Below are 21,713 nucleotides of genomic sequence, written 5' to 3'. Positions count from 1 at the left end.
CAGACTGCCTACCATGACCAATACGACCCATTTCGGATACAAAACAGTTGCAGAAGACGACAAAGTGCGCGAAGTCGCCAAGGTGTTCCATTCCGTCGCTGCCAAATACGACGTGATGAACGACTTGATGTCGGGCGGGCTGCACCGTCTGTGGAAGACGTTTACGATTGCCAATGCGGGCGTGCGCCCCGGCTTCAAGGTGCTCGACATCGCCGGCGGCACGGGCGACCTGTCGAAGGCCTTCGCCAAGCAGGCGGGCCCGACTGGCGAAGTCTGGCTGACCGATATCAATGAATCGATGTTGCGCGTGGGCCGCGACCGCCTCTTGAATCGCGGCTTGCTCACCCCCACCTTGTTGTGTGATGCGGAGAAACTGCCATTCCCCGATAACTATTTTGACCGCGTCAGCGTGGCCTTTGGCCTGCGCAACATGACGCACAAGGATGTGGCGCTGGCGGAAATGCGCCGCGTGCTGAAACCGGGCGGCAAGCTGCTGGTGCTGGAGTTTTCCAAGGTGGCGGCTCCCCTGCAAAAACCGTACGACCTGTATTCGTTCTCGGTCCTGCCGTGGTTCGGACAGAAGATCGCCGGCGACGCGGAAAGCTATCGCTACCTGGCAGAATCGATCCGCATGCATCCGGACCAGGAAACGCTGAAAACCATGATGGAAACGGCGGGCCTGGAGCGCGTGCAGTACTACAATCTGACGGCAGGCATTGCCGCTTTGCACACCGGTATCAAGATGTAATGCATCAACGTTGGTGTTTTTAGGAGATGGAATGAAATTGAAGAAATTTATGGTCGGCATGATGCTGGCCGCGACCACGGTATCCATGCTGGGCGAGGCGCTGGCCCGTCCCATGGGCGGTGGCCGTTCGTTTGGCCGCCAGTCGCAAAACGTAGGTCGCCAGGCGCCAGCGCCGGCACCGACGCCTGCACCGGCTGCCGCGCCACGCCAGGCGCAACCGGCGCCTGCTCCCGCACCGGCACCGGCCGCCAAGGCGCCTAGCCGCTGGAAGGGCTTGCTGGGCGGCGCACTGCTGGGCCTGGGCCTGGGCGCCTTGCTGTCGCACTTTGGCCTGGGCGGCGCCCTGGCCAGCATGATCAGCACCCTGCTGATGGTGGCCTTGCTGGCAGGCGCGGCTTTCTTCATCTATCGCATGGTGCGTGGCAAGCGCGCCGGCAACAGCAATGGCAACGCGCCGTTCGCCGGCTTTGGCGGCAACCAGCCTGCGCCAGCAGGCAACACGCCGGATATCGGCTCGCGCATTCCACCGCTGCCGCCGCTGCAGCCAGTCTCGTCCGGCGTAGGCCTGGACAAGGCGGCACCGGCTGCCGCGCCTTGGGGCGTGCCAGGCGACTTCGACAAGGAAGCGTTCCTGCGCCATGCGAAAAGCAATTTCATTCGCCTGCAAGCGGCCTGGGACAAGGCTGACGTCAACGACATCCGCGAATTTACCTCGCCGGAAGTGTTTGCGGAACTGCGCATGCAGATCCAGGAGCGGGGCGCGCAGGCTGACTTTACGGATGTCGTCAGCATCGACGCCGAATTGCTGGGTATTGAAACAAGCGTCAACGATTATCTGGCCAGCGTGAAATTCACGGGCCTGATCCGTTCGGCGCCCGGTGCCGCGGCCGAACCGTTTGCCGAAGTGTGGAATATGTCGAAACCCGTCAACGGCAATAGCGGCTGGGTATTGGCAGGCATTCAACAATTGGGTTAATGATAACTACTTCCTGAATGGCGGCTTAAGCCCATGGTCAATTCGTGGTGCTTGAGGGAATTTTCCTGCCGAACTGGTAAGATCGAAACCGCCCACGTTGTTTTACGGGCGGTTTTTTCTTTTTGAGGGCGCGCGCGGCGCGTTGCATACTATGGCACCACTCCCCGATATTTCGCCCATGACGCCCGTCATCGCGACCATCAACCACCTGCTGGCGCAGGAGCCGTGGGCACGCCAGCAATTGGCGCTGCACGCGGGCAAGCTGGCGTGCATCGACACGGGCGCCGTGGCCCTGCGCATGCGCGTCGACAGCACCGGCATGCTGGAAGCGGCTCCCCGTACGGGGCCGGCGGACGTGCCGGCTAACGTGACCATCCGCGTGAAATTGTCGGACGTGCCGCTGATCCTGCAAAACCGCGAGCGGGCGTTTTCCTACGTCAAGATCGAAGGCGATGCCGAATTTGCCAATGCCATTTCGCAATTGAGCAAGGGCTTGCGCTGGGACGCCGAGCACGACCTGGAAAAGGTCGTCGGCCCCATCCTGGCCACGCGTCTGGTTGCCGGTGCCAGGGACGCGGCCGCCTTTGTGCGCACGAGCCAGCAAAAGCTGGCGGAAAACGTGGCCGAGTACTTTCTTGACGAACAGCCCATGCTGATCCGTCCCACCACTTTGCACGAGTATTCGGCTGGCGTGACGCGCATGCGCGATGATGTCGAACGCCTTGCCAAGCGCCTTGCCAGGCTGGAAAAGGCGGCCGCCGCCGTCCAGCCGCCGTCCTCCTCACCGGATTTGTCTACATGATATTGAAATTCCTGCGCCTGTTTAAGATCATCCGTGTTTCCATCAAGTACGGTCTGGATGAAATAGCAATTTCTGGCCTGCAAGTACCGCGTACGGCCAAGCTGATCGATACCCTGATTTTCTGGCGTAACCTGTCTTCGCCCCGGGGCTTGCGCCTGCGCCTGGCGCTGGAAGAGCTGGGGCCGATCTTCGTCAAGTTCGGCCAGGTGCTGTCGACGCGCCGCGATCTGATGCCACCCGACATCGCCGAAGAACTGGCGCGCCTGCAAGACAGGGTGCCGCCCTTCGATTCCGACCTGGCCATCGCGCAAATCACCAAGTCGCTGGGCGCGCATCCGGACCAGCTGTTTGCCCGCTTCGAGCGCGAACCCGTGGCATCCGCCTCGATTGCCCAGGTGCACTTTGCAACCTTGAAAGATGGCAAGGAAGTGGCCGTGAAGGTCTTGCGTCCAGGCATGAAAAAGCTGATCGACGAAGACGTGGCGCTGATGCACATCGCCGCCGGCTGGATCAGCCGCCTGTGGGCTGACAGCAAGCGCCTCAAGCCAAAAGAGGTGGTGGGCGAGTTCGACAAATACCTGCACGACGAACTGGACCTGATGCGCGAAGCGGCCAATGCCAGCCAGTTGCGCCGCAATTTCGCCAATTCGGACTTGCTGCTGGTGCCGGAAATGTATTGGGATTACTGCTCCAGCAGCGTGATCGTGATGGAACGCATGGTCGGCATTCCCGTGTCGCAGATCGACCGCCTGGTGGCTGCCGGCGTGGATTTGCGCAAACTCTCCAGCGATGGCGTGGAGATTTTCTTCACGCAAGTGTTCCGCGACGGCTTTTTCCATGCGGACATGCATCCTGGCAATATTCTCGTCTCCATCGCGCCGGAATCGTTTGGCCGCTATATCGCGCTGGACTTCGGCATCGTCGGTACCTTGAACGATTACGACAAGGATTACCTGTCGCAAAACTTCCTCGCCTTCTTCCGCCGCGACTACAAGCGCGTGGCCGAGGCGCATATCGAGTCGGGCTGGGCGCCGAAAGACACGCGCGTCGACGAGCTGGAAGCGGCCGTGCGCGCCTGCTGCGAACCGATCTTTGACCGTCCGCTGAAGGATATTTCCTTTGGCCAGGTGCTGCTGCGCCTGTTCCAGACCTCGCGCCGCTTCAATGTGGAAGTGCAGCCACAGCTGGTGCTGCTGCAAAAGACCCTGCTCAATATCGAAGGCCTGGGCCGCCAGCTGGACCCGGAACTGGACCTGTGGCAAACGGCCAAGCCCTACCTGGAAAAATGGATGAGCAACCAGGTGGGGCCGCAAGGCTTCATGGAGCGCCTGCGCGCCGAAGCGCCCCGCTATGCGCATATCTTCCCGCAACTGCCGCGCTTGCTGCACCAGGCCTTGACGGTGCAGGGCGAGCCGCGTGAAAACGATGTGGAACTGCTCAAGGTATTGCTGGCAGAGCAACGCCAGACGAATCGCCTGCTGAGCTTTATCGTGTATTTCGTGGGCGCCTTCGCGCTGGGCGCGCTGGGTTTGCAAGTCTATATGCGCTGGCATCAGCTGCCATTTTAAAGCCTGAGGAGGTAAGTGATGACTGACTTCCAGACCCGCGATCCCCTCTCTCCCGCGTTCTGGGACGAGCGTTTCGAAAAGCAATTCACGCCCTGGGACCAGGGTGGCGTGCCGGCGCGCCTGCGCCGCTTTGTCGCCGACAGCCCGGCGCCCTTGCGCTGCCTGATTCCCGGCTGCGGCTCTGCGTATGAGCTGGTCTTCATGCTTGATCATGGCTGGGATGCCACGGCGATCGACTTTTCGCCAGGCGCCGTGGCGGCCGCCCGCGTCCAGCTGGGCGAGCGGGCAGGGCGGGTGGTGCAAGCGGATTTCTTTGCCTGGCAGCCCGCCGCGCCGCTGGACCTGATCTATGAGCGGGCTTTCCTGTGCGCCATGCCACGCGCCATGTGGCCGCAAGTGGCGCAGCGCTGGGCCCAGCTGCTGGCGCCAGGCGCCATGCTGGTCGGCTACTTTTTCTTTGACGACAATGCCAAGGGCCCGCCGTTCGGAATGTCGCGTGAGACGCTGCAGCAATTGCTGGCGCCGCATTTCGAGTGCCTGGCCGATGAAGCTGTGGATGATTCCATCCCCGTTTTCGCGGACAGGGAGCGCTGGATGGCCTGGCGCCGCCGGGCGGACTGAGCCTGGAAGGTCGGCGGCCGGGCGATTTCCGCTGGGGCCGGCGGAAAAGCTTTATAATTCAGGGTTTTTGATGATTTTCTCGGAGTAGAGATGCCGATTTACGCTTACCGTTGTGACGAGTGTGGTTTTGCCAAGGATGTCTTGCAAAAGATCTCCGATCCAGTACTGACGGTGTGCCTGTCGTGCGGCAAACCCAGTTTCAAGAAACAATTGACGGCCGCCGGTTTCCAATTGAAGGGCACCGGCTGGTACGCGACCGATTTCCGCGGCGGCACGGCACCCACCACGGCCATTCCGACGGGCCCGGCCGACAACGCCAAGCCAGCCCCCGCTGCCGAAAGCGCGCCCGCTGCTGCGCCCGCGCCTGCGCCGGCCGCCGCTGCGCCGAAAGCGGACTGAAACGCGCGCCGCGCCGACCCATTCCCTTACCGAGAAACTGATGCGTAAATACTTTATTACCGGATTACTGATTTTAGTACCGCTGGCCATCACCGTCTGGGTACTCAATCTGGTGATCGGCACCCTGGACCAGTCGCTGCTGCTGGTGCCGGAACGTTTCCGCCCGAACTCGCTGTTCGGCTTTGACATTCCCGGCCTGGGCACGATACTGACCATACTCATCGTGTTCCTGACGGGATTGCTGACGAATAACCTGGTCGGCAATTATGTGGTGAAACTGTGGGAAAAGCTGCTGCATCGCATACCCATCGTCAATTCCCTGTATTCGAGCGTCAAGCAAGTCTCGGATACCTTGTTTTCCTCGTCGGGCAATGCTTTCCGCAAGGCAGTGCTGGTGCCGTATCCGCACCAGAATTCCTGGACCATCGCTTTCCTGACCGGCGTGCCGGGCGGCGATGCGGCGAACCACCTGGTGGGCGACTACGTCAGCGTGTACGTGCCGACGACGCCCAACCCGACATCGGGCTTCTTCCTGATGATGAAGCGCAGCGATGTGGTCGAGCTGGACATGAGCGTCGATGCTGCGCTCAAGTACATCGTCTCGATGGGCGTGGTGGCGCCTGCGGAAGTTGTCGCTGTACTGGCCCCGGCAGCCAAAGAATAAAGGCAGGCGTCCCGCGGGGACGTGGCCGGATTGAACACTCACTAACCTGAACTGAGAATTTTATGTCTATGCGTACTGAATATTGCGGCCTCGTCACCGAAGCCATGCTGGGACAAACCGTCAGCCTGTGCGGCTGGGTACATCGCCGCCGCGACCACGGCAGCCTGATCTTCATTGACTTGCGCGACCGTGAAGGCCTGGTGCAAATCGTCTGCAACCCGGAACAGGCGGAAATGTTCAAGGTCGCCGAAGCCGTGCGCAATGAATTCTGCCTGCGCGTGACGGGCGTCGTGACCAGCCGTATCGACGGCACCGTCAACAACAACCTGAAGTCGGGCAAGATCGAAGTGGTCTGCTCGGAACTGGAAGTGCTGAACCCTTCCGTGCCCGTGCCGTTCCAGCTGGACGACGACAACCTGTCGGAAACGACGCGCCTGACGCACCGCGTGCTGGACCTGCGCCGCCCGCAAATGCAGAACAACCTGCGCCTGCGCTACAAGGTGACGATGGAAGTGCGCAAGTACCTCGACAACCTGGGCTTCATCGACATCGAAACGCCGATGCTGACCAAGTCGACGCCAGAAGGCGCGCGCGATTACCTGGTGCCGTCGCGCGTCAACGCGGGCAGCTTCTTCGCTCTGCCGCAATCGCCACAGTTGTTCAAGCAACTGTTGATGGTCGCCAACTTCGACCGTTACTATCAGATCACCAAGTGTTTCCGTGACGAAGACTTGCGCGCAGACCGCCAGCCTGAATTCACGCAGATCGACTGCGAAACCTCGTTCCTGACGGAACAGGAAATCCGTGACCTGTTCGAAGACATGATCCGCGTCGTCTTCAAGAACACCCTGAACATCGACCTGCCGAACCCGTTCCCGGTCATGGACTTCGCCGAAGCGATGGGCCTGTACGGTTCCGACAAGCCGGACATGCGCGTCAAACTGGCCTTCACCGACCTGACCGAAGTCATGAAAACGGTGGAATTCAAGGTCTTCAACGGCGCCGCCAACATGCCGAACGGCCGCGTGGTGGGCTTGCGTATTCCAGGCGGCGGCTCCATGCCACGTTCGGAAATCGACGCCTACACGCAGTTCGTCGCCATCTACGGCGCCAAGGGCCTGGCCTACATCAAGGTCAACGAGAAAGCCAAGGGCCCTGAAGGCCTGCAGTCGCCGATCGTCAAGTTCCTGCCTGCCGACGTGCTGGCCACGATCCTCGAGCAGACGGGCGCGCAAGACGGCGACCTGATCTTCTTCGGCGCCGACAAGGCGAAAGTTGTCAACGACGCCATTGGCGCGCTGCGCGTGAAAATCGGCCACAGCGAATTCGGCAAGAAAGCCGGCCTCTTCGACGACGTATGGAAACCATTGTGGGTGGTCGACTTCCCGATGTTCGAGCACGACGAAGAAGCGGACCGCTGGACGGCAACCCACCATCCATTCACGGCGCCGAAAGACGGCCATGAAGACATGCTGGAAACCAATCCGGGCGCCTGCATCGCCAAGGCTTACGACATGGTCCTGAACGGCTGGGAACTGGGCGGCGGTTCGATCCGTATCCACCGCGAAGAAGTGCAAAGCAAGGTCTTCCGTGCATTGAAGATCGATGCGGAAGAAGCGCAGCTGAAGTTCGGCTTCCTGCTCGACGCCCTGCAATACGGCGCGCCACCGCATGGCGGCCTGGCATTCGGCCTGGACCGTATCGTGACCATGATGACGGGTTCCGAATCGATCCGCGACGTGATCGCCTTCCCGAAAACCCAGCGCGCGCAAGATTTGCTGACGCATGCGCCGTCGGAAGTGGACGAGAAGCAATTGCGTGAACTGCACATCCGTTTGCGCAGCGCCGAGCCAAAAGTAGTGTAATGAAGCATGCGGCTGCCCTGGCGGCCGCTGTTTGATCCGCTATGCAAAAAAAAGGCGCTGTCGTGGCGCCTTTTTCATTGTTGATATGACTCATAAAATTCCTGTTTCCGTGCTGGTCGTCATTCATACGGCTGACCTTGACGTCTTGCTCATCGAACGCGCGGGCCAGCCCGGCTTCTGGCAGTCGGTGACGGGCTCCGTCGATGCCGTCGACGAACCGCTGCTGCAGACGGCCGCGCGCGAATTGCTTGAAGAAACCGGCATCGTTGCCGATGGGCGCGATATTGTGCTGCGCGACTGGAACTTGTCGAACGTGTACGAGATCTACCCGATCTGGCGCCACCGCTATGCGCCCGGTGTAACGCGCAACACGGAACACGTGTTCAGCGTGCAAGTGCCGCGCGACATTGCCATCACCCTGAGTCCGCGCGAACATCTGCAATACGCGTGGCTGCCGTACCTGGCAGCCGCCGACCGTTGCTTTTCCTCTTCCAACGCGGAAGCCATTTTGCAGTTGCCGGCCATGACAGGCCTGGCACGTCCTGCCTGACCCCTGATAAGAAAGCCTTCCATGTTGAACTGGATTCATTTGACCACGCAGCAAAAACTGCTGGGCACCGTCGGCATCGTTTTTTGCCTGTGCTTTATTTTCCTGCTGTTCAGTTCCACCGTGCCCGGCCGCACGCCGCCGATCGGCATGCCGCTGATGGCCATCGGCTGGCTGCTGCACCCGGGCGCGTTTGCCCCGGGCAAGCGCACTGTGGCGTGGCGCGGCGCCCCCCTGCTGGTGAAAATCGTCTGGGCCGCCGGCATCACGGCTCTGATCGTCAGCGTGACGGCGGGCGTGGGCCGCATGCTGGCCTGATTGCGTTCGTGATTGTGTCGGTTTAGGTGCGCACGCGCACCTACGCTGGCGCCGCGCGGACCCCGTCTGGGAGTAGAATCAATGCATGAAAATCCGCGTAGCAACTTATAATATACACAAGGGCGTTTCCTCCGTGCGGGGCTTGCCCAGGGTTCACGCATTGAAGCAGGCGATTGCGCTCTTCAATGCTGATGTTGTTTTTTTGCAAGAGGTGCAGGGCAAGCACGACCGCAATGCGGCCCGCTATGGCGCCGAGAAAAACGGCCACAAGCATTGGCCGGAAGCGTCGCAGCACGAATTCTTTGCCGGCGCCGAGCACCATTCCGCGTATGGCATGAATGCCGTGTACGACCATGGCCACCATGGCAACGCCTTGCTCAGCAAGTTCCCCATCGCTTCGCAAACCAACCACGACGTTTCCGACCACGCCTATGAGCAGCGCGGCATCCTGCATTGCGTGCTCAAGACGCCGCAGGCCGACGTGCATTGCTATGTCGTCCACCTGGGCCTGTTCGAGTCGGGACGGGGACGCCAGACGCAGGCGCTGATCGATGCCGTGATGGAATCGGCGCCCGATGGCGAACCCGTCATCATTGCGGGCGACTTCAACGACTGGCGCAACACGCTCAGCGACAAGCTGCGCAATGCGCTGGGCGTGGTCGAGGTATTCGACCAGCGCGCGTCGAACTCGGCCCTGGGCGACCTGGTGCGCACCCTGGCGCGGCGCCAGAGCAAGACCCCCACGCCCGTGCCGGCGCGCACCTTTCCCGCCGCCTTGCCGTGGTTCCGCCTGGACCGCATCTATGTGCGCGGTTTCCACGTGGAAGGCGCGCAAGTGATGCATGGCACCTTGTGGGCAAAATTGTCGGACCACGCGCCGATAGTTGCTGCCTTGAAACTCGCGTAGACTGCCGGCATGCGTACAGTCAATTTCATCGCCCACAACGACATCCGGCTGCTGTATTGCGGCACCGACTATTTTCCAGCCTTGATCGCTGCCATCGACGGCGCGCGTTCCGAAGTCTATTTCGAGACATACATCTTCGCCGACGACGCCACGGGCACCCTGGTGCTCGACGCCTTGATGCGGGCGGCCGCGCGCGGCGTGCTGGTCTGCATGATCACGGACTGGTTCGGCACAGGCAACCGCCGGGTCAACGCCATGCATGCGCAGCTGGAAGCGGCCGGCGTGCACCACCGCATCTTCAACCCCTGGTTCCGGCGCGGCATTACGCGCACGCACCGCAAGATCTGCGTTGCCGATGGCGAGATCGCCCTGGTGGGCGGCATCAATATCAACGATGACATGTTTTGCGACTACGACCACAACATCAGCCTGGAAGCGCCGCGCTGGGACTTCGCCGTGCAGGTGCAGGGCCCGCTGGTCGATGCCATCCACGAGGAAGTACAGGCGCAGTGGGCGCGGTTGGGGAAAATGAACCTCGTGCGGCGTATCAAGCTGTACCGCAAGATGCGCGTCGTCAGCAAGGAGCTGGCGAAGAACCCCGTGGTGGCCGGCTTTGTCGTGCGCGACAACCTGCGCAACCGCCGCACCATCCAGCGCGCCTACCTGCAGGCGCTGGGCCAGGCGCGCAAAAGCGTGATGCTGGCCAACCCGTATTTCGCGCCCGGGCACAAGCTGCGCCGCGCGCTGGCCCAGGCGGCCCAGCGGGGCGTTGACGTGGTGCTGTTGATCGGCGTGGGCGAGTTCCGCATGCAGGATGCCGTGGCGCATTCGTTTTATCCAAAACTGCTGGCCGCCGGGGTGAAAATCGTTGAATACCGCAAGACGCAGCTGCACGCCAAGGTGGCCGTCGTCGACGACGACTGGGCGACGGTGGGCTCCAGCAACATCGATGCGCTGAGCCTGTTCCTGAACCAGGAAGCCAACGTGGTCATCAAGGACGTGGCCTTCGCGCAAAGCCTGCGCCAGCATATCGAGCAGGGCGTGGCGGACGGCATCGTGATCCACCAGGATGATTTCAAGCACATCGGCCGCTTCCGGCGCATCGGCTATGAAGCCGCGTTCCTCGTGTACCGGCTGGTAATGCGCATTTTTTCAGTAGGCAAGTACGCATGAGCGAGATGACAACGGTAAGGCTGGACAAATGGCTGTGGGCGGCGCGCTTCTTCAAGACGCGCTCGCTGGCCAGCGAGGCCGTCGATACGGGAAAGGTCAAAGTGGGCGGCGAGCGCGTGAAACCGGCGCGCAGCCTGCGCGTGGGCGACGAGCTGGCCATCGACAATGGCGCGGAGGTGTGGGAAGTGGCCGTGCTGGGCCTGTCCGACAAGCGCGGCGCCGCACCCGTGGCGCGCCTGCTGTACGCGGAAACGCCGGCCAGCATTGTCCGCCGTGAACAGCTGGCGGAGGAACGCAAGCTGTTCCGCGAGCCGGGCAGCACCATCAAAGGGCGGCCGACCAAGCGCGACCGCCGTCAATTGAGCAGGGCAGGCGACCTCGACTGAGGAAAGCCGTCAGCGGCGCAAGCCGACATAGCCTAGGGCAAGTTGCGGACAACATCCGCATTTGCCGGCCTGAAAGCACGGGTAAAAACGCGGCCCTGAAATGCTGCGCTGCACCAATAGAACACCGGCTCTAAAGTTCCCGTTTGACTTTTACGTGGTAGTGGATAATAGTACGAGCGTTCGGATTTTTTCGGAGCGTGCTTTTTTTTACTCGCGCTCCAGTCCGCCAGATCGGCAACCTCACTTTGAGAACGGACCTCTTGAATACTTCAGTCAAATTCATGCGCAAGGGCGAACTGACCCGTGCAGCCATCCTCGACGTGGCGCTGGACCTGTCCAGTCGCGACGGCCTGGAAGGCCTGACGATCGGGCTGCTTGCGGACAAAATGAACATGAGCAAGTCGGGCGTGTTTGCCCACTTTGGTTCGCGCGAAGACTTGCAGATGGAAGTGCTCAAGCTCTACCACTATCGTTTCGAGCAAGAAGTCTTTTTCCCCAGCATGAAAGAACCACGCGGCATCCAGCGTTTGCAATCGATGTTCGCGCGCTGGGTCAAGCGGGTCAGCGTGGAAATCGCTTCCGGCTGCATCTATATCAGCGGCGCCGTCGAGTATGACGACCGTCCCGGTCCCATCCGCGAGGCCCTGGTGGCCATGGTGCGGGCCTGGCAGGGCGCGCTGCTGCGCAGCGTCGAGCAATCGATCGCCACGGGCGACCTGAAAGCGGACACGGACGCCCAGCAGCTGGTGTACGAGATGTATGGCCTGATTCTGGCCCTGCATCACGATGCACGCTTCCTGCGCGTGCCGGGCAGCATCGAACGGGCGCAAGCGGGCTTCATCCGCCTGCTGGCGTCGTACCAGAATTCAGTTACCAGCAAATAAGCCGTCAGGCAGTATCCGCAGCAACGCACACGCAGTTCACAAGTACAACACTTTAGCTAATCGCCTTCAGGAGAAAATTATGGGTCAATACGTCGCGCCAATCCGGGATATGCAATTCGTCCTGCATGAATTCCTGCAAGTGGAAGAAGAACTGAAGCAAATGCCGTCGTACGCCGACGTCGACGCCGAGATCATCAACCAGGTGCTGGAAGAGGGCGGCAAATTCACCTCCGAGGTCCTATTCCCGCTGAACCACTCCGGCGACCGCGAAGGCTGCCACCACGATCCCGTCACGAAAAACGTGACCACGCCGAAAGGCTTCAAGGAAGCCTACAAGCAGTACGTCGAAGGCGGCTGGGCGGCATTGGCTTGCGATCCGGAATACGGCGGCCAGGGCTTGCCTGTGGTACTGAACAATTCGTTCTATGAAATGCTGAACTCCTCGAACCAGGCCTGGTCCATGTACCCAGGCCTGTCGCACGGTGCCTACGAGTGCCTGAAGGAACACGGCACCGACCACCAGAAAGAAGTCTACCTGCCGAAACTGGTGTCGGGCGAATGGACGGGCACCATGTGCCTGACCGAACCACACTGCGGCACCGACCTGGGCCTGCTGCGCTCGAAAGCGCTGCCTGAGGCGGACGGTTCCTGGACCATCACCGGCAACAAGATCTTCATCTCGGCCGGCGAGCACGACATGGCGGAAAACATCCTGCACCTGGTGCTGGCCCGCGTGCCGGACGCGCCGGAAGGCTCGAAAGGCATCTCGCTGTTCCTGGTGCCGAAATTCCTGCCGAACGCGGACGGCACGCCAGGCGAGCGCAACCCGATCACCTGCGGCGCCATCGAAGAAAAAATGGGCATCCACGGCAATTCGACCTGCCAGATGAACCTGGACGGCGCGAAAGGCTGGATCATCGGCCAGCCGAACAAGGGCCTCAACGCCATGTTCGTCTTCATGAACGCGGCCCGCCTGGGCGTGGGCATGCAGTCGCTGGGCCTGACGGAAATCGCTTACCAGAACGCGCTGATCTACGCCAAGGACCGCACGCAAATGCGTTCGCTGTCCGGCATCAAGAACCCGGAACTGCCGGCCGACCGCATCATCGTGCACCCTGACGTGCGCCGCATGCTGCTGACCGGTAAAGCCTACGCCGAAGGCGCGCGCGCTTTCACTTCGTACGTGGCGCTGCAGATCGACCGCGAACTGCACCACCCTGACGCCGATGTGCGCAAGGAAGCGGCCGACGAAGTGGCGCTGCTGACGCCCGTCATCAAGGCTTTCATCACCGATAACGCCTGGATCGCCACCTCGGACGCGATGCAAGTGTTCGGCGGCCACGGCTACATTGCGGAATGGGGCATGGAGCAGTATGTGCGCGACGCGCGCATCAACATGATCTACGAAGGCACGAACACGATCCAGTCGCTCGATCTGCTGGGCCGCAAGATCCTCGGCGACAACGGCGCCAAGCTGCGCAAGTTCGGCGAAAAGATCAAGGCGTTTGTCGAAGACAACGGCACCGATGAAGCGATGAGCGAATTCGTCACGCCACTGGGCGACCTGGGCGACAAAGTCACCAAGCTGACCATGGAAATCGGCATGAAGGCCTTCCAGAATCCGGACGAAGTGGGCGCGGCATGCGTGCCTTACCTGCGCGTCGTCGGCCACATGATCTACAGCTACCTGTTCGCGCAGATGGCCAAGATCGCCCTCGAAAAAGAGTCCAGCGGCGACACCTTCTACACCGCCAAACTGGCTACCGCACGTTTCTACTTCGCCCGCTTGCAGCCTGAAACGGCAACCCTGATCCGTCAGGCGCGTTCCGGTTCGGCCAACCTGATGGCACTCGACGCAGACCTGTTCTAAGACTTGAGGAAAATATGACCAATTTCATCGTTAAAAAAGTAGCCGTCCTCGGCGCCGGCGTGATGGGTGCGCAGATCGCCGCCCACTGCATCAACGCGAAAGTGCCGGTCGTGCTGTTCGATCTGCCGGCAAAGGAAGGCCCGAAGAATGGCATCGTGCTGCGCGCCATCGAGAACCTGAAAAAGCTGTCGCCTGCCCCGCTGGGCAACAAGGACGACGCCGCGCTGATCCAGGTCGCCAACTACGAAGACAACCTGGACCTGCTGGCCGGTTGCGACCTGATCATCGAAGCCATCGCCGAGCGCATGGACTGGAAACACGACCTGTACCAGAAGGTCGCACCGCACATCGGCCCGAACGCGATCTTCGCCTCGAACACCTCGGGCCTGTCGATCACCAAGCTGGCCGAAGGCTTCGATGCCGACCTGAAATCGCGCTATTGCGGCGTGCATTTCTTCAACCCGCCGCGCTATATGCACCTGGTCGAGATCATCCCGACCGAGTTCACCAAGCCGGAGATTTCCGACCAGCTGGAAGGCTTCCTGACCACCACCCTGGGCAAGGGCGTGGTCCGCGCCAAGGATACGCCGAACTTCATCGCCAACCGCGTGGGCGTGTTCGGCATCCTGGCCATCGTGCACGAAGCTGAAAAATTCGGCCTGTCCGTGGACGTCGTCGATGATTTGACGGGCGCCAAGCTGGGCCGCGCCAAGTCGGGCACCTTCCGCACGGCGGACGTGGTCGGTCTGGACACCATGGGCCATGTGATCAAGACCATGCAGGACTACCTGCCGAACGATCCGTTCGCCGCCGTCTACAAGACGCCGGAAGTGCTGGCCAAGCTGGTGGAAAAGGGCGCACTGGGCCAGAAGAGCGGCGCGGGCTTCTACAAGAAGGTCGGCAAGGAAATTCAACGCCTCGATTTCGCCACCGGTGAATACGTGGCTGGCGGCGCCAAGGCTGCCGACATCATCGCCCGCATCCTGAAGGAAAAGGATCCGGTCAAGAAGATGAAGGCGCTGCGCGAATCGACGAACCCGCAAGGCCAGTTCCTGTGGGCGATCTTCCGCGACGCTTTCCACTACATCGCGATCCACCTCGACACCGTGGCTGACAATGCGCGCGACATCGACTTCGCCATGCGCTGGGGCTTCGGCTGGAACGTCGGCCCGTTTGAAACGTGGCAGGCATCGAACTGGCTGCAAGTGGCCAACTGGGTCAAGGAAGACATCGACGCCGGCCACGCGCTGTGCAACGCACCGCTGCCAGCCTGGGTCTTCGAAGGCCCGGTCGCCGAAAAAGGCGGCGTGCACACGCCGGAAGGGTCGTACTCCGCCGTGTCGAACAGCTTCGTGCCACGCTCGACCCTGTCCGTGTATGACCGTCAGCCATTCCGCGCGCCCGTCCTGGGCAGCGGCGCCATCGACGGCAAGACCGCCGGCACCACCGTCTTCGAAGACGAATCCGTGCGCGTCTGGCATACGGGCGACGACGTCCTGATCATCTCGTTCAAGACCAAGATGCACGTGATTGGCGAAGGCGTGATTAACGGACTCAAACTCGCATTGGCGGAAGCTGAAAAGAATTTCAAGGGCCTGGTGATCTGGCACGCCGATGCAGCCGAAGGCGGCGCCTTCTCGGCCGGCGCCGACCTGCAATCGGCCCTGCCGGCGTTCATGCAAGGCGGCGTGAAAGCCGTCGATCCGATCATCGCCGAACTGCAGAACACCTTCATGTCGCTGAAATACGCGAACGTGCCGGTGATCGCCGCGGTCGCTGGCCTGGCACTGGGCGGCGGTTGCGAACTGGCGCTGCATGCATCGAAGCGCGTGGCCTCGATCGAGTCGTACATCGGCCTGGTGGAAGTGGGCGTCGGCCTGATTCCTGCCGGCGGCGGCTTGAAGGAAGCGGCGCAGCGCGCCTACAAGGAAGCCAAGGGTAACGACATCCTGCAATTCCTGAAAACGGGCTTTACCAACGCAGCCACCGCCAACGTGTCGAAATCGGCGCTGGAAGCGAAGAAGATGGGCTACCTGAAGGAAGACGACGTCATCGTATTCAACGCCTACGAGCTGCTGCACGTGGCCAAGGTCGAAGCACGCGCCATGTTCGACGCGGGCTTCCGTCCAGCGCTCCCTTCGCTGATCCAGGTCACGGGCCGTTACGGCTGGGGCACCATCAAGGCGCAGCTGGTCAACATGCGCGACGGCGGCTTCATTTCGGCGCACGATTTCAAGCTGGGCGAGATGATCGCCGAGATCGTATCGGGCGGCGACGTGGACCAGGGCAGCTTCGTCAGCGAACAGTGGCTGCTGGATATGGAACGCAAGGCATTCCTGGAGCTGTTGAACCATCCGAAAACCCAGGAACGGATCATGGGCATGATGCAAACCGGTAAGCCGGTACGCAACTAAGCCTGACGTCGATGACGATCCTGTCCATTATTTTTAAAGTATTGCTGCGCGTGAGGCCAAGCATGGTGTATGACCGTATCAAACAACAGATGATGGACACCTTGCCCTTCGTGCGGCTGCTGGGGATCAGCATCGACGACATCGGCGCCGGCACCTCGAAGGTGTCGATGCCGGAAGATCCAAAACTGAATAATCACCTGGGCACGCAGCACGCGGGCGCCTTGTTTACCCTGGCCGAAACGGCTTCCGGCGCGGCCATGGCTGGCGGCTTCGCCGAGCTGATACTGGGTTTGCGCCCGGTGGCCAAGGAGTCGCGCATCCAGTACCAGAAGGTGGCCCGGGGCGCGACGCGCGCCGAAGGCCGGGTACCGGGCGACCTGGCTGCCTTGAAGGCGCAGCTGGCGCAGGATGGCAAGGTGGCGTTTCCCGTGGCAGTCGATATTTTCGACGCCGAAGGCACGCTGGCGGCACAGGTGACGGTGGACTGGTATTTGTCGCAGAAGCGATAAGCGATTACCTGAGCAGTCCCGGACATTCGACAGAACACGAACCTCGTTCAACATCTTTGAAAGCATAAAATGAGCAAACAACTTCAAGACGCCTACATCGTCTCTGCAACCCGCACCCCGATCGGCAAGGCGCCGCGCGGCATGTTCAAGAATACCCGTCCGGACGACCTGCTGGTGCGCGTGCTGCAATCGGCCCTGGCGCAAGCGCCTGGCCTGGACCCGGCACTGATCACCGACGCCATCATCGGCTGCTCGTTCCCGGAAGCGGAGCAGGGCTTCAACATCGCGCGTAACTCGGTGCTGCTGGCCGGCTTGCCGAAAACCGTCGGCGGCGTCACCGTCAACCGTTATTGCGCTTCGGGCATCACGGCCATCGCCATGGCGGCCGACCGCATCCGCGTGGGCGAAGCCGACGTGATGATCGCCGGCGGCATCGAATCGATGTCGATGGTGCCGATGATGGGCCACCACCCATCGATGAACCTGGACATGTTCAGCGACGAGAACATCGGCATGGCTTACGGCATGGGCCTGACGGCCGAAAAAGTGGCGCAGCAATGGAAAGTGTCGCGCGAACAGCAGGACGCGTTCTCCGTTGAATCGCACCGCCGCGCCATCGCCGCGCAGCAGGCCGGTTTCTTCAAGGCGGAAACGACGCCCGTGGAAATCATCACGCGCACGCCGAACCTGGCCACCGGCCAGGTCGATGTAACGCGCCGCACCGTCGACACCGACGAAGGCGCGCGCGCCGATTCGTCGATGGAGTCGCTGGCCAAGCTGAAGCCTGTGTTCGCCGCCAAGGGTTCCGTCACGGCCGCCAACAGCTCGCAGATGTCCGATGGCGCCGGCGCGCTCTTGATCGTCAGCGAAAAAATCCTGCGCGAGCACAACCTGACCCCGCTGGCGAAATTCTCCTCGTTCGCCGTGCGCGGCGTGCCGCCAGAAATCATGGGCATCGGCCCTAAATTCGCCATCCCGGCAGCATGCGCCGCCGCCGGCATCACGCAAGACCAGCTGGACTGGATCGAGCTGAACGAAGCATTTGCCGCGCAAGCCCTGGCCGTCATCGGCGACCTGGGCCTGGATCCATCGAAGGTCAACCCGATGGGCGGCGCGATCGCCCTGGGCCACCCGCTGGGCGCCACCGGTGCCATCCGCGCCGCCACCGTCATTCACGCACTGCAGCGCACCAAGCAGAAGTACGGCATGGTCACGATGTGCGTGGGCGCCGGCATGGGCGCAGCAGGAATCTTTGAACGCGTTTAAGTTTGACGGACTAAAGCAGTAAAACAGGGCGCTGTGGGATGACTCCGGCGCCCTTTATTTTTTGGAGACGACATGGATATTTTGTGCAGCAAGAGTGAGGGCATCCTGACCCTGGAATTCAACCGCCTGGAACGCAAGAATGCGATTACGGGCGCCATGTACCAGACCCTGGCCGATGCGCTGGTGGCGGCCGAGACGGACGATGAAGTGCGCGCCATCCTGATCTGCGGCAAGCGCGAGATTTTCACGGCCGGTAATGACCTCGATGACTTCATGAAAACGGCGCGCCCGAAGGACGGCTCGCTCGACCATGACCGTCCCGTGTTCCAGTTCATGCGCGCCCTGTACGGCAGCAGCAAGCCCGTGGTGGCCGCCGTCTCCGGCCCGGCCATCGGCATCGGCACCACTTTGCTGATGCACTGCGACCTGGTCTACGCGGCCGACAACGCCAGCTTCTCGATGCCGTTCACGCAGCTGGGCCTGTGTCCGGAATTCGGCTCCAGCCTGCTGCTCACGCAACTGGCCGGCTACCCGCGCGCGGCGGAAAAATTGATGCTGGGCGAGTCGTTCCCGGCGCAAGAAGCGCTGGAAATGGGCCTGGTGTCGAAGGTCGTGCCCCTGTACGACCTGATGACATTCGCGCAAGGCCAGGCCGCCAAGCTGGTGGCCCTGCCAGCCGCCTCGATCCGCGCCACCAAGCGCCTGATGAAGCAAAGCCGCATGGAACCGATGAAGGCCGCCATCGCCGACGAAAATAAACTGTTCAGCGCCATGCTGGGCGGCGCCGAGGCGAAAGAAGCGTTTACTGCCTTCTTTGAAAAGCGCAAGCCGGATTTCAAGAAGTTTGCCTAGGTTTCAGCAAGCGAACCCAAATGCGGCACAGCCGGGGTCGGACCCTCAGGGTGTTTTGTCGGCAGACATGGGTAACGCTTTGTCGGGAGACATAGGTTACACATCCGACTGCCGGGGTCAGACCCCCGCGTCCGTTAGCGCAAGCCTCTGAGTTGGCGGCCTTGAGGGTCTGACCCCAGAATTTTCTTCTGGGCTCAACTTATTCTAGACGACTGGTCTAATTGTGCTACAATGCCTCGCATGAAAGCTGAATACACCGACGTGCGCCAGCACATTATCGACCAGGGCAAGGCCATCATCACGCGTAAAGGCTTTGCCGGCGTGGGGCTGAACGAGATCCTGTCGGCCGCGGACGTGCCCAAGGGCTCGTTCTACCATTACTTCAAGTCCAAGGAATTGTTTGGCGAGGCAATGCTGGAAGATTACGTCACCGGTTATCTGGCGGAAATGGAAGGCGTGCTGGGCCTGCCGGGCCGGAACGCGGCGCAGGCGCTGATGGCGTATTGGGCCAGCTGGACCAGCGAAAGCCTTGACGGCAGCGGTTGCGACTGCCGTTGCCTGGTGGTCAAGCTGAGCAGCGAAGTGGCCGACATGTCGGAGCCGATGCGCGTGGCGCTGCTCGACGGCACCCACCGCATCATCGCCAGGCTGGCCCTGGCCATCGCGCGGGGCAGGGTAGACGATTCCCTGCCATCCGTGGCCGATCCGGCGCAGATGGCAGCCACCTTGTACCAGCTGTGGCTGGGCGCGGCCATGCTGACCAAGCTGCGGCGCGACGCCAGCGCCCTGCAAACGGCATGGCGGGCGACCCTGGACATGTTGCAGCTGCCGGCGGATATGGTTGCCACGCACTGAAGCAGGCCGGCTACTAAAGCGGCCAAGTTACCGAAGCGGCCAGGTTACTGAAAGGCAAGGTAATGTAAGGCAAGGTACTGAAGCATGCAGCGATGGCAGGCGCAAGCGGGTGCCATCGCGAGTGTGAGCGCGGATGACGCTACTGTCCGCGTTTTTTTGAATTGATTTCTAGACGACCAGTCTAATAATAATGGAGCTACTGATGAAAAATTTTGAATTCCATAACCCGACGAAGATCGTCTTCGGCGCCGATACCGTCGCCAAATTGTCCACCCTGGTGCCGCAGGACGCGCGCGTGCTGATTTTGTACGGCGGCGCCAGCGCGGAAAAGACCGGCACCCTGGCCGAGGTGCGTGCTGCTCTTGCGCAGGGCCAGCGCAGCGTGCGGGAGTTCGGCGGCATCGAACCGAATCCCAGCTATGAAACCCTGATGCGCGCCGTGGCCCTGGTGCGCAGTGAAAAAAGTGACTTCCTGCTGGCCGTCGGCGGCGGCTCGGTGATCGACGGCACCAAGTTCGTCGCCGCCGCTGCCCTGTATGACGGCGAGCCGTGGGAAATCGCCGAGCGCGGCGGCGCCAATGTGCAGCGTGCCCTGCCGTTCGGCACGGTGCTGACCTTGCCGGCCACGGGGTCGGAAATGAACAGCGGCGGCGTGGTGACGAAAAAAGCCACGCATGACAAGCTGAGTTTCCGCAACCCGCTGCTGTACCCGCAATTCTCCGTGCTTGATCCCAGCAAGACCTTCACCTTGCCGGCCACGCAGGTGGCCAATGGCGTGGTTGACGCTTTTGTGCACACGACGGAACAGTATCTGACCTATCCGGTGCAGGCCATGGTGCAGGACCGCTTTGCCGAAGGCTTGCTGCAAACCCTGGTCGAGATCGCGCCGCAGGCCGTCGCCTCGCCCGACGATTACGCCACGCGCGCCAACCTGATGTGGACGGCCACCCTGGCCCTGAATGGCCTGATCGGCGCCGGCGTGCCGCAGGACTGGGCCACCCACATGATCGGCCACGAACTGACGGCCCTGTACGACATCGACCATGCGCGCACCCTGGCGCTGGTGCTGCCTGCGCTGCTGGACGTACAGCGCGAACAGAAACGCGGCAAGTTGCTACAGTATGGCGAACGTGTCTGGAACATCACGCAAGGCAGCGAGGACGAACGCATCGATGCCGCCATCGCCCGTACGCGCGCCTTCTTTGAAGGGCTGGGCATCCCGACCCGTTTGTCGGCCTATCAGTTGGGCCAGGAAGCGGTGGAAGCGGTACTGAAGCAATTGGAAGTACATGGCATGACCGCACTGGGCGAACACCGCGATATCGACCTCGCGCGCAGCCGCCGCATTCTCGAAGCAGCACTGTAATCCTCACCCCGCAAGCTCACTGAAAAGGAAACAAGATGAACATTCTGATGGTACTGACCTCGCACGACCAACTGGGCGACACCGGCAAGAAAACCGGCTTCTGGCTGGAAGAATTCGCCGCTCCTTATTACGCGTTGAAAGAAGCGGGGGCCACGCTGACGGTGGTCTCGCCGCTGGGCGGCCAGCCGCCGCTGGATCCGAAAAGCGACGAACCGGAGTCGCAAACGGATGCCACGCGCCGCTTCAAGCAGGACGCCGATGCGCAAGCCGTGCTGGCCAGCACGGGCAAGCTGGCCGACGTGAAGGTGGCCGATTTTGACGCCGTGTTCTACCCGGGCGGCCATGGCCCATTGTGGGACCTGGCTGAAGACCCGCATTCGATCGCGCTGATCGAGCAGATGATCGCCGCCGGCAAACCGGTCGCCGCCGTCTGCCACGCGCCCGGCGTGCTGCGCCACGTGAAGGCGGCCGATGGCACGCCGCTGGTGCGCGGCAAGCAGGTGACAGGCTTTACGAATACGGAGGAAGAGGCCGTCGGCTTGACGGCCATCGTGCCTTTCCTCGTCGAGGACATGCTCAAGCAAAACGGCGGTGTTTACTCCAAGCTGGGCGACTGGCAGCCGTACGCCGTCACCGATGGCTTGCTGGTCACGGGCCAGAATCCCGCATCGTCGGAAGCGGCTGCCCAGGCGCTGCTCAAGCTGCTGGCTTGATGGCTTGATG

Annotated in this window: 22 protein-coding genes; all 22 read left to right on the top strand. The window is 61.7% G+C overall.

Features of this window, described 5'->3' with window-relative positions:
• Positions 1–13 precede the first annotated feature (13 nt).
• On the top strand, positions 14–748 hold the full coding sequence (gene ubiE, locus ACQ4WR_RS21440; protein ID WP_034753359.1) for a bifunctional demethylmenaquinone methyltransferase/2-methoxy-6-polyprenyl-1,4-benzoquinol methylase UbiE: 735 nt from the start codon (positions 14–16) through the stop codon (positions 746–748).
• A gap of 31 nt (positions 749–779) precedes the next feature.
• Positions 780–1,724, top strand: a complete 945-nt coding sequence (locus ACQ4WR_RS21435; protein WP_436489805.1) for a Tim44 domain-containing protein — start codon at positions 780–782, stop codon at positions 1,722–1,724.
• Between the two features lie 151 nt (positions 1,725–1,875).
• Positions 1,876–2,526 carry a ubiquinone biosynthesis accessory factor UbiJ gene (locus ACQ4WR_RS21430; RefSeq protein ID WP_436489803.1) on the top strand — a complete coding sequence of 217 codons (651 nt, stop codon included), beginning with the start codon at positions 1,876–1,878 and terminating at the stop codon, positions 2,524–2,526.
• Positions 2,523–4,094 (top strand): ubiquinone biosynthesis regulatory protein kinase UbiB, encoded by a 1,572-nt coding sequence (gene ubiB, locus ACQ4WR_RS21425; protein ID WP_102296393.1) that lies wholly within the window; start codon positions 2,523–2,525, stop codon positions 4,092–4,094. Before ACQ4WR_RS21430 ends, ubiB begins: the two co-directional genes overlap by 4 nt.
• A gap of 18 nt (positions 4,095–4,112) precedes the next feature.
• A complete protein-coding gene (locus ACQ4WR_RS21420) occupies positions 4,113–4,715 on the top strand; it encodes a methyltransferase (RefSeq protein WP_436489801.1) in 603 nt (200 codons plus the stop codon).
• 90 nt (positions 4,716–4,805) lie between these two features.
• Complete coding sequence (locus tag ACQ4WR_RS21415) at positions 4,806–5,114, top strand: FmdB family zinc ribbon protein (protein WP_077398979.1); 309 nt, start codon at positions 4,806–4,808, stop codon at positions 5,112–5,114.
• Positions 5,115–5,154: 40 nt separating this feature from the next.
• Positions 5,155–5,778 carry a DUF502 domain-containing protein gene (locus ACQ4WR_RS21410; protein ID WP_102296390.1) on the top strand — a complete coding sequence of 208 codons (624 nt, stop codon included), beginning with the start codon at positions 5,155–5,157 and terminating at the stop codon, positions 5,776–5,778.
• A gap of 68 nt (positions 5,779–5,846) precedes the next feature.
• The gene (gene aspS, locus ACQ4WR_RS21405) at positions 5,847–7,643 is read left to right on the top strand and encodes an aspartate--tRNA ligase (RefSeq protein ID WP_436489925.1); all 1,797 of its coding nucleotides are present in this window, start codon (positions 5,847–5,849) and stop codon (positions 7,641–7,643) included.
• A gap of 85 nt (positions 7,644–7,728) precedes the next feature.
• Entirely contained in the window at positions 7,729–8,193 is a 465-nt protein-coding gene (gene nudB / locus ACQ4WR_RS21400; RefSeq protein WP_436489798.1) for a dihydroneopterin triphosphate diphosphatase, read from the top strand.
• 21 nt (positions 8,194–8,214) lie between these two features.
• Complete coding sequence (locus ACQ4WR_RS21395; protein ID WP_102296384.1) at positions 8,215–8,508, top strand: hypothetical protein; 294 nt, start codon at positions 8,215–8,217, stop codon at positions 8,506–8,508.
• Positions 8,509–8,593: 85 nt separating this feature from the next.
• Entirely contained in the window at positions 8,594–9,415 is an 822-nt protein-coding gene (locus tag ACQ4WR_RS21390) for an endonuclease/exonuclease/phosphatase family protein (protein ID WP_102296383.1), read from the top strand.
• 9 nt (positions 9,416–9,424) lie between these two features.
• Positions 9,425–10,588 (top strand): cardiolipin synthase ClsB, encoded by a 1,164-nt coding sequence (clsB, locus tag ACQ4WR_RS21385; RefSeq protein ID WP_102296381.1) that lies wholly within the window; start codon positions 9,425–9,427, stop codon positions 10,586–10,588.
• On the top strand, positions 10,585–10,974 hold the full coding sequence (locus ACQ4WR_RS21380) for an RNA-binding S4 domain-containing protein (protein ID WP_436489795.1): 390 nt from the start codon (positions 10,585–10,587) through the stop codon (positions 10,972–10,974). Before clsB ends, ACQ4WR_RS21380 begins: the two co-directional genes overlap by 4 nt.
• Before the next feature lie 281 nt (positions 10,975–11,255).
• Positions 11,256–11,858 (top strand): TetR/AcrR family transcriptional regulator, encoded by a 603-nt coding sequence (locus ACQ4WR_RS21375; protein WP_102296378.1) that lies wholly within the window; start codon positions 11,256–11,258, stop codon positions 11,856–11,858.
• A 79-nt stretch (positions 11,859–11,937) separates the two neighbouring features.
• The gene (locus tag ACQ4WR_RS21370) at positions 11,938–13,728 is read left to right on the top strand and encodes an acyl-CoA dehydrogenase C-terminal domain-containing protein (RefSeq protein ID WP_436489793.1); all 1,791 of its coding nucleotides are present in this window, start codon (positions 11,938–11,940) and stop codon (positions 13,726–13,728) included.
• Between the two features lie 14 nt (positions 13,729–13,742).
• Positions 13,743–16,142: a 3-hydroxyacyl-CoA dehydrogenase/enoyl-CoA hydratase family protein gene (locus ACQ4WR_RS21365; protein WP_034753388.1), complete on the top strand. Its 2,400-nt coding sequence runs from the start codon at positions 13,743–13,745 to the stop codon at positions 16,140–16,142.
• A 62-nt stretch (positions 16,143–16,204) separates the two neighbouring features.
• Entirely contained in the window at positions 16,205–16,651 is a 447-nt protein-coding gene (locus ACQ4WR_RS21360; RefSeq protein ID WP_034753657.1) for a PaaI family thioesterase, read from the top strand.
• 69 nt (positions 16,652–16,720) lie between these two features.
• Positions 16,721–17,917, top strand: coding sequence for an acetyl-CoA C-acyltransferase (locus tag ACQ4WR_RS21355; protein WP_034753391.1), 1,197 nt, complete (start codon positions 16,721–16,723; stop codon positions 17,915–17,917).
• 72 nt (positions 17,918–17,989) lie between these two features.
• Positions 17,990–18,769, top strand: a complete 780-nt coding sequence (locus tag ACQ4WR_RS21350; protein WP_102296374.1) for an enoyl-CoA hydratase — start codon at positions 17,990–17,992, stop codon at positions 18,767–18,769.
• Between the two features lie 240 nt (positions 18,770–19,009).
• Positions 19,010–19,624, top strand: a complete 615-nt coding sequence (locus ACQ4WR_RS21345) for a TetR/AcrR family transcriptional regulator (RefSeq protein ID WP_436489790.1) — start codon at positions 19,010–19,012, stop codon at positions 19,622–19,624.
• Between the two features lie 202 nt (positions 19,625–19,826).
• Positions 19,827–20,990 carry an iron-containing alcohol dehydrogenase gene (locus ACQ4WR_RS21340; RefSeq protein WP_436489788.1) on the top strand — a complete coding sequence of 388 codons (1,164 nt, stop codon included), beginning with the start codon at positions 19,827–19,829 and terminating at the stop codon, positions 20,988–20,990.
• Positions 20,991–21,025: 35 nt separating this feature from the next.
• Positions 21,026–21,703 carry a type 1 glutamine amidotransferase domain-containing protein gene (locus ACQ4WR_RS21335; protein ID WP_436489786.1) on the top strand — a complete coding sequence of 226 codons (678 nt, stop codon included), beginning with the start codon at positions 21,026–21,028 and terminating at the stop codon, positions 21,701–21,703.
• Positions 21,704–21,713: the final 10 nt, after the last annotated feature.

The sequence above is a fragment of the Janthinobacterium amylolyticum genome (genome assembly GCF_051380655.1).
Lineage (GTDB): Bacteria > Pseudomonadota > Gammaproteobacteria > Burkholderiales > Burkholderiaceae_D > Janthinobacterium.
Note: the sequence above shows the minus strand (reverse complement) of the source record. Positions and strands in the feature narration are given on the sequence as shown.